The organism is Streptomyces sp. NPDC048331, from assembly GCF_043201215.1.
Classification (GTDB): domain Bacteria; phylum Actinomycetota; class Actinomycetes; order Streptomycetales; family Streptomycetaceae; genus Streptomyces.
Map to the genome: position 1 here is coordinate 1 of NZ_JBICYT010000089.1, position 5,922 is coordinate 5,922.

The following is a 5,922-nucleotide window of genomic DNA, read 5'->3' on the forward strand; positions in this document are numbered from 1 at the left end:
CCTGTACGACGGCGACGCACTCTCCACGGCAAGACCCTCCCCCGGCAGGACCAACCCGAAGATCATTCCACTCAGTCAGCCAACGTGACAGTGCCGCTGAACAGCCACTTCAGTGAAGTCTGCTCGACCGGTCCACGCCTTTGCTGAGGATGAGCACGCCAGGCAGAGTCAGCATCCGGGGTCGATCGGCGGAGACGATGTCAGGGCGAGAGCAGCATTCCGCAACTGGGCCGCCCATGTCGACTGGTCAAGCCCCGTCGTGTACTCGATGCAGCAATCGCATTGCGGGATCAGCGCCACGAACAATTGCTCCGCCGAGGTCTCGACCTCCGTCTCCCACCAGTCGTCCGTCGCCAGGTCGGCAGGAGTTATCTCTCCGGCGATGAGTCTCGCCGCCATCCGGCGCAGAGCGTGGCGCCGTGCCAGGCCCCGAGCCGGCAACCCGATCCCGGACTCGGCAAGTGCTTGCTCGAAGGCGTCGCGAATATCGCGCGAATCCGCGTTACGAGGCCAACCGGCGAGTTCGCACAGAGTCGGAGAGTCCAGTCCTGCCGCCAGAGCCTCAGCCGCGATCATCGGCAGGTCCTCCGGCGGTATCTCATCCGCCTGATAGCGGCATGCCACCTCCCCCAGAGACGTGAAGCCACTCTGCGTGGCGGGTTCCGGTTCCGGTGTCGTGCCTTCTGCTCTCATGACTCCTACGGTGTCAGCACCGTTCCCGAGGAAGGCACCCAGGGGCGGTACGCTCGGCACCTACCCCGTGTGTTCGTCTGAACCCGAGGGGTCAACCCGCGAGAGCACGACAGTCCATCCTCGGGTTCCCGCGAAAAGCCCTTCAGTTTCCGTGAACTCGCGGGGGTCTCCGGCCTCGGGGAACATCGGTACAGCGGTTATCGGTGAGAACGATCATGGTCAGGGCGCGAGTGCGCTGACCCTGTTCTCATACTCGCGGCGGGCCTTGCGCTGGGCCGGCACTGCGGGAAGGCCCTGGCCGCCGTCGAGCGGCTGGCAGCGGGCGAGAAGCTGGCGGTGTACGGCGGGGACGGCGCTGACGCGCAGGGTGCAGCCCTGGCCGCGCCGTACGGGCATCCCCTGGTCGAGCGCGGCGCGCTCGGCGGGCTCCAGTTCGGTGGTGCGGAGGTAGTCGGCGACCTTGCCGGGCATGTCGAGGGTGACCGGCAGCTCCAGGGCAGGCGCGCCCTCCTCGCTGGCGGTGTGGTCGGGCAGGAGGTCGGCGACGGCGGTACGGATGGCGCCGCGACTGACGCCGTGGTCACGGGCGAGGGCCGCGATGGAGCGGCCTTCCAGGTACGCGGTGCGTACATCGGCGGTCTGGGCGGCCGCCACGGCGGGGCGGCGCCCGCCCTTCGCGCCCTTGGCCTCGGCGGCGCGCAGCCCGTCGTAGGTCAGCTCGCGCTGGAGGTCGCGTTGGAGTTCGCCGGCGGCGGCGAGGGTCTGCACCATGAACTTCACGGTGGACAGCAGCTCGCCGGTGCGGGGGTGTCGGGCGGTGAGGTCCATGGCGGAGAACGCGCCGTCGTGGATGCGAAGCGCGAGACGGTCACGGTGCAGGACGTCGAGCACGTCGAGGATGTGCTGGTTGCCGCGCACGAGGCGGAACATCTCGGAGATGTGCACGGTGTCGCCCGGCCGCGCATAGGTGAGCAGTTCGCTGAACTTCGGGACGAGATCCGCGCGGTGTCCGCCGTCTACCGCGCGGCCGGATACCGGATCGAGCTGGTGGTCCTGGCCGTCGCCGAGGCGGTCAGCCAGCTGGCCGTCCTACAGAGGTTCTTCGGCCCGGACGCCGACGGCGGCGGCCGCTACGTCGCCTGGGACAACCAGGACGCCTGTACGACCGGCCTGCCGAACACCGTGGCGCTGGTCGAGGCGGAGCGGCTGGTGGACCGGGTGATGGTGGTCCGGCGAGGACTGGTGCCGCTCTACGACAACGAGCTGGCGGCCGACGGATGGATCCGCCGGGAAGGTGCGGCCGCCGTGGTCCGTGCCGAACGGCTGCGCCCCTGGGACGGTCCCCAGACCCGTGTCTTCCGCCGGGACCTCGTGCGGGCCGAAGTCCTCGTCCACGACGAGCGGCTGCCGGCGGACCGCAGGCTTGCCGTCTCCCGCGACACCGAGCGGGCCGCCGCGGCCGCCGAGCCGGTCCGCCGGGCCGCACAGCGGCCCGCCCGGAACCGGCTACCACCGCCTCAGCAGGGACGAGCACATGTGGGTCTTCGACGAGCTGATCGTCCCCTCCTACCTGCGCCGCATCACCGCGCAGGCGAACCCAGCCGTCGTCTACCTCGTCGGTGAGCACGGCGCCGGGCACCTGCTGGCATGGCGGATGCTGCGCCGCGCGATGCGGCCCGGAGCGGTCCGCCTGGACCCGGAAAACCCGCGTGCCTCCCACCCCGACTACCTGGAGCTGATGGCCACCACCCCGCGCACCGCGGGCGAAGCGGTCTGCACCGACGCGCAGGAATGGCAGGCGGAGGCCGAAGCGTACGTACGCGAGCGACGCGGCGACCTCGTCATCGAGTCCGACTACGCCAGCGCCGCCGACTTCCTGGCGAGCGCGGGCCGTTTCGCCCGGGCCGGGTACCGGGTGGAGGTGGTCGTGCTGGCCGACAGGGAAGCGGACAGCCGACAGAACACGTTCGTCCGTCACGCCCGCGCCCTGGAACTCGATGTCGTCACTGAACTGCCGCTGGCGGCCGCCCACGCGCGGGCCTGCCGGGCAGCCGGCGACATCACGGTCGCCGCGGCGAGCGCCCCGGACATCGCCGCCGTTACTGTGCTCGACGCCGACCGCCACCTCGTCCTGACGCGGATAGCTCACCCAGGTCTGTACTTGCCAATCAACTTTTACGTGTCGGTGGATACGATGTAGCTTGCGTGCACGCAAGCCTTGCTTGCGTGCACGCAAGCCCGCAGTGCAGTGGAGGGCCCGACCCGGGTGCAACCAGGCCGAACCCTCCCAGTGATGCGTCTGCTACGAGCCCGGCCGACCTTTTCCCGGCCGGGCTCTTTGCTGCCTCGGTCCCGGCTCCGGCCGTCTCATCGCGCGGTGGTCATCCCTGGGGGATGAGCCACTTCATCACTTCGGCGATCACCGGCACGTAGACCGGGGACCAGAACACCAGAGCATGCTGCCACGGAGGCCTGCGCTGGTAGGGTCCCTCCCCGTCGTCGTTGTCCATGCCGTCGGTGTTCGCCATGTTGCGCCTCCCGGTGCTTCTGAGGTGACCCCCGTCAGGGGCCCCTGCCGGCTGGCAGGGCATATGGACGGAAGCTCCGTGAGGTACCCCGAATTCTATGTGGCTACCGAGGCGTTGACACGCGTGCCCGGTCAAGTGACCTCTATCTATGAGACAGCAGGGCACTGACCTGGGATGACACCGTGCTGGCCCTGAGCTCTGGCAGGAGGGAGGAGACGCAATCCACCTGCTCCTGCGAAGAAATCGACCGGTCACTCTGCTTCGCTACTGAGATATCCGGACCGAGATCGACAGCGCATGGGTTCAGCGGACGTGGACCTGCACGAGCTTCTCGGCGCGGGTACGGCTGGCTCGCCGATGAGTTCTGCCCGGTGGAGTTGGTGGAGGACCAGCTGCGCGATGCCCTGCTCGTGCAGTGCCGTAGCGACCGCATCGAGCCCCCGGGCCGAGTCGAGCGGATCGTGGCCGCCGCGCGGGCGCGGGCGGACCGGGTCTTCCGCGCGCAGACCGTCGCGCGCCTGGGCGAGGTATGTGCCCGCCGCCTGCTCGACCTGGTGGCGGAGGGCAACGAGGACGGCACCGCTCTGCTGGCCTCGCTGCTGACGGAGATCACCAAACTGACCGCCGTACGGCAGCTCGGTCTGCCGGAAGGGCTGTTCGCGGACTGCTCGGAGAAGCTGGTGGCCGCGTGGCGGGCACGGGCGATCAAGATGTACCCCTCCGACTTCCGGGACGCCGCCGAGGATGTGCGGACGACGCTGCTGGCCGCGCTGTGCGCGTCCCGCCAGGCGGAGATCACCGACGCCTTGGTGGAACTGCTCGTCGCCCTGGTCCACAAGATCAACACCCGTGCCGAGCGGCGGGTGGAACGGCAGCTGACGGTGGAGCTGAAGAAGGTGCGGGGCAAGGAGGGCATCCTCTTCCGCCTCGCGGATGTGGCGGTGGGCCGGCCGGAGGGACCGTCCGCGCGGTGCTGTACCCGGTCGTGGGGGAAAAGACGCTGCGCGACCTGGTCGCGGAGGCGAAGGCAAACGAGAAGGCGTTCAAGGCCAAGGTCCGCACCACGCTCCGCTCCTCCTACAGCTCGTACTACCGGCAGATGCTGCCGCCGCTGCTGAACACGCTGGGCTTCAGCTGCAACAACACCGCCTACCGGCCGGTGATGGACGCGCTCGCGCTGCTGGCGAAGTACGCCGACGTCGACGGCAAGACGCGCTTCTACGACGCGGGCGACGCGGTGCCGATGGATGGCGTGGTGCGCAAGGACTGGCGCGAGGCGGTCGTCGACGACAAGGGCAAGGCCGAGCGCATCCCGTACGAGCTGTGCGTGCTGGTGGCGCTGCGGGACGCGATCCGGCGCCGGGAGATCTACGTCGAGGGAGCAGATTCTGTTGGGAAGCCCGAAACCGACCTCAAGAACGCGGCGGACACGAAGTAGGGATTGCCGGCGCCGCCCAGCACCTCGATCTGGATCGCGTCCCCGTCGCAATCCATCACTCGGTACTCGTCGCCGACGCTCAGTCTCAGGCCGCTGTCGTCTCCGCCGTCGGAGACGACCTTGAAAACCTGGTCCTTCGTCGCGCAGGGCGCGTTCCTCTTCGCCAGAGCGGCCTTCGACGCTTTGACTGCATTCTTCACTCCAGCTTCGGCGCATCGCAGGACCATGTAACCGCCCGTGGCGACCACGGACCCGACGATGACCGTGGCCTTGGCGGGCCCACCGAGGCTTTTGACAACTGTCGTTATTGTCTTGTAGCCACCCAGATTGCTCATTTGCGTCTTCCCTCCAGCCGTGTCCGGCGATCTTATCGACCGGTCTGCACCCGATCCGACCGTTCATCAAACGACCGATTGATGAGCAAGATCGGCAACCGGCGACGCACGGCCGGATCGGCGCCGGATCATGTGTCAGTTTTCGAAGTCGTCTGTACGGACGAGCTGCGGGTTCACCGCTGCGTGCAGGGGAGTATGGATACGCTGGGCACCACGGAGTCATCTGCACCACGGTGGAGGTGGGCCGGAGTTGCGTGCGTGTCGAAGCGCCGTGGGACGTGGCGGGCTCAGTCGGCGGTGGGTACTGCGCGCAGGTAGCTGTAGACGGTTTCGCGGCTGATGCCGAACTCGCGGGCCAGTGCGGATTTCTGTTCGCCGGCGGCGGCGCGCTCGCGCAGCTCGCGGGCCTGGTCGTCGGTGAGCGCGGGCTTGCGGCCGGTGTAGGCTCCGCGCTGTTTGGCTGCGGCGATTCCCTCGCGCTGGCGTTCCAGGATCAGGGCGCGTTCGAACTCGGCAAACGCGCCCATCACCGATAGCAGCAGGGTCGCCATCGGCGAGTCCTCCCCGGTGAAGGTGAGGCTCTCCTTGACGAACTCGACCCGCACCCCCTTGCCGGTCAGCGTCCGTACCAGGCGGCGCAGGTCGTCCAGGTTGCGTGCGAGCCGGTCCATGGAGTGCACCAGCACCGTGTCGCCCTCGCGCACGAACGCGATCAGCTCTTCCAGCTTCGGGCGGGCCGCATCCTTCCCGGAGGCCTTGTCCGTAAAGGTGCGTTCCACTTCCGCGCCGTCGAGCTGACGGACGGTGTTCTGGTCGACGCTGCTGACCCTGATGTTAGCTCTGCGGTTTGAGTGTGTCTCGTGAGGGTGAAGTTCTGTCCCTCGTACGAGTGTTAGCTCTTGCTCTGTCTCGTGTCTCACTCCAGGTT

The 5,922-nt window shown here is 68.3% G+C and carries 9 protein-coding genes; 4 read left to right on the forward strand and 5 right to left on the reverse strand.

The window, feature by feature from the left end; all coding sequences use genetic code 11:
• Window positions 1–168: 168 nt before the first annotated feature.
• Both ACGFYY_RS42065 and ACGFYY_RS42070 read right to left on the reverse strand, forming a co-directional pair.
• Window positions 169–693: a hypothetical protein gene (locus ACGFYY_RS42065; protein ID WP_393717885.1), complete on the reverse strand. Its 525-nt coding sequence runs from the start codon at window positions 691–693 to the stop codon at window positions 169–171.
• Between the two features lie 219 nt (window positions 694–912).
• Window positions 913–1,638, reverse strand: a complete 726-nt coding sequence (locus ACGFYY_RS42070) for a hypothetical protein (protein WP_393717887.1) — start codon at window positions 1,636–1,638, stop codon at window positions 913–915.
• Here ACGFYY_RS42070 and ACGFYY_RS42075 point away from each other — a divergent pair.
• Complete coding sequence (locus ACGFYY_RS42075; RefSeq protein WP_393717889.1) at window positions 1,633–2,316, forward strand: zeta toxin family protein; 684 nt, start codon at window positions 1,633–1,635, stop codon at window positions 2,314–2,316. The genes ACGFYY_RS42070 and ACGFYY_RS42075 overlap by 6 nt on opposite strands.
• A complete protein-coding gene (locus tag ACGFYY_RS42080; RefSeq protein ID WP_393717891.1) occupies window positions 2,228–2,893 on the forward strand; it encodes a zeta toxin family protein in 666 nt (221 codons plus the stop codon). Before ACGFYY_RS42075 ends, ACGFYY_RS42080 begins: the two co-directional genes overlap by 89 nt.
• A 181-nt stretch (window positions 2,894–3,074) precedes the next feature.
• On the opposite strand, the gene ACGFYY_RS42085 is transcribed toward ACGFYY_RS42080, so the two are convergent.
• Window positions 3,075–3,221 (reverse strand): hypothetical protein, encoded by a 147-nt coding sequence (locus ACGFYY_RS42085; RefSeq protein WP_393717893.1) that lies wholly within the window; start codon window positions 3,219–3,221, stop codon window positions 3,075–3,077.
• A gap of 371 nt (window positions 3,222–3,592) precedes the next feature.
• Here ACGFYY_RS42085 and ACGFYY_RS42090 point away from each other — a divergent pair, with 371 nt between their 5' ends.
• Together ACGFYY_RS42090 and ACGFYY_RS42095 are read left to right on the forward strand one after the other, a co-directional pair.
• On the forward strand, window positions 3,593–4,339 hold the full coding sequence (locus tag ACGFYY_RS42090) for a hypothetical protein (protein WP_393717895.1): 747 nt from the start codon (window positions 3,593–3,595) through the stop codon (window positions 4,337–4,339).
• Window positions 4,321–4,659: a hypothetical protein gene (locus ACGFYY_RS42095; protein ID WP_393717897.1), complete on the forward strand. Its 339-nt coding sequence runs from the start codon at window positions 4,321–4,323 to the stop codon at window positions 4,657–4,659. The genes ACGFYY_RS42090 and ACGFYY_RS42095 overlap by 19 nt, the downstream gene beginning before the upstream one ends.
• Here ACGFYY_RS42095 and ACGFYY_RS42100 read toward each other — a convergent pair.
• Both ACGFYY_RS42100 and ACGFYY_RS42105 read right to left on the reverse strand, forming a co-directional pair.
• Window positions 4,590–4,994, reverse strand: a complete 405-nt coding sequence (locus ACGFYY_RS42100; protein ID WP_393717899.1) for a hypothetical protein — start codon at window positions 4,992–4,994, stop codon at window positions 4,590–4,592. The two genes, ACGFYY_RS42095 and ACGFYY_RS42100, sit on opposite strands and share 70 nt — an antisense overlap.
• Before the next feature lie 287 nt (window positions 4,995–5,281).
• Entirely contained in the window at window positions 5,282–5,827 is a 546-nt protein-coding gene (locus ACGFYY_RS42105; protein WP_393717901.1) for a recombinase family protein, read from the reverse strand.
• Window positions 5,828–5,922: the final 95 nt, after the last annotated feature.

What these genes read in the sequence shown, in the direction of transcription:
- ACGFYY_RS42065 (WP_393717885.1), bottom strand. Translation starts at nt 693, where the DNA reads ATGAGAGCAGAAGGCACGACACCGGAACCGGAACCCGCCACGCAGAGT.
- ACGFYY_RS42080 (WP_393717891.1), top strand. Translation starts at nt 2,228, where the DNA reads ATGTGGGTCTTCGACGAGCTGATCGTCCCCTCCTACCTGCGCCGCATC.
- ACGFYY_RS42085 (WP_393717893.1), bottom strand. Translation starts at nt 3,221, where the DNA reads ATGGCGAACACCGACGGCATGGACAACGACGACGGGGAGGGACCCTAC.
- ACGFYY_RS42095 (WP_393717897.1), top strand. Translation starts at nt 4,321, where the DNA reads ATGCTGCCGCCGCTGCTGAACACGCTGGGCTTCAGCTGCAACAACACC.
- ACGFYY_RS42100 (WP_393717899.1), bottom strand. Translation starts at nt 4,994, where the DNA reads ATGAGCAATCTGGGTGGCTACAAGACAATAACGACAGTTGTCAAAAGC.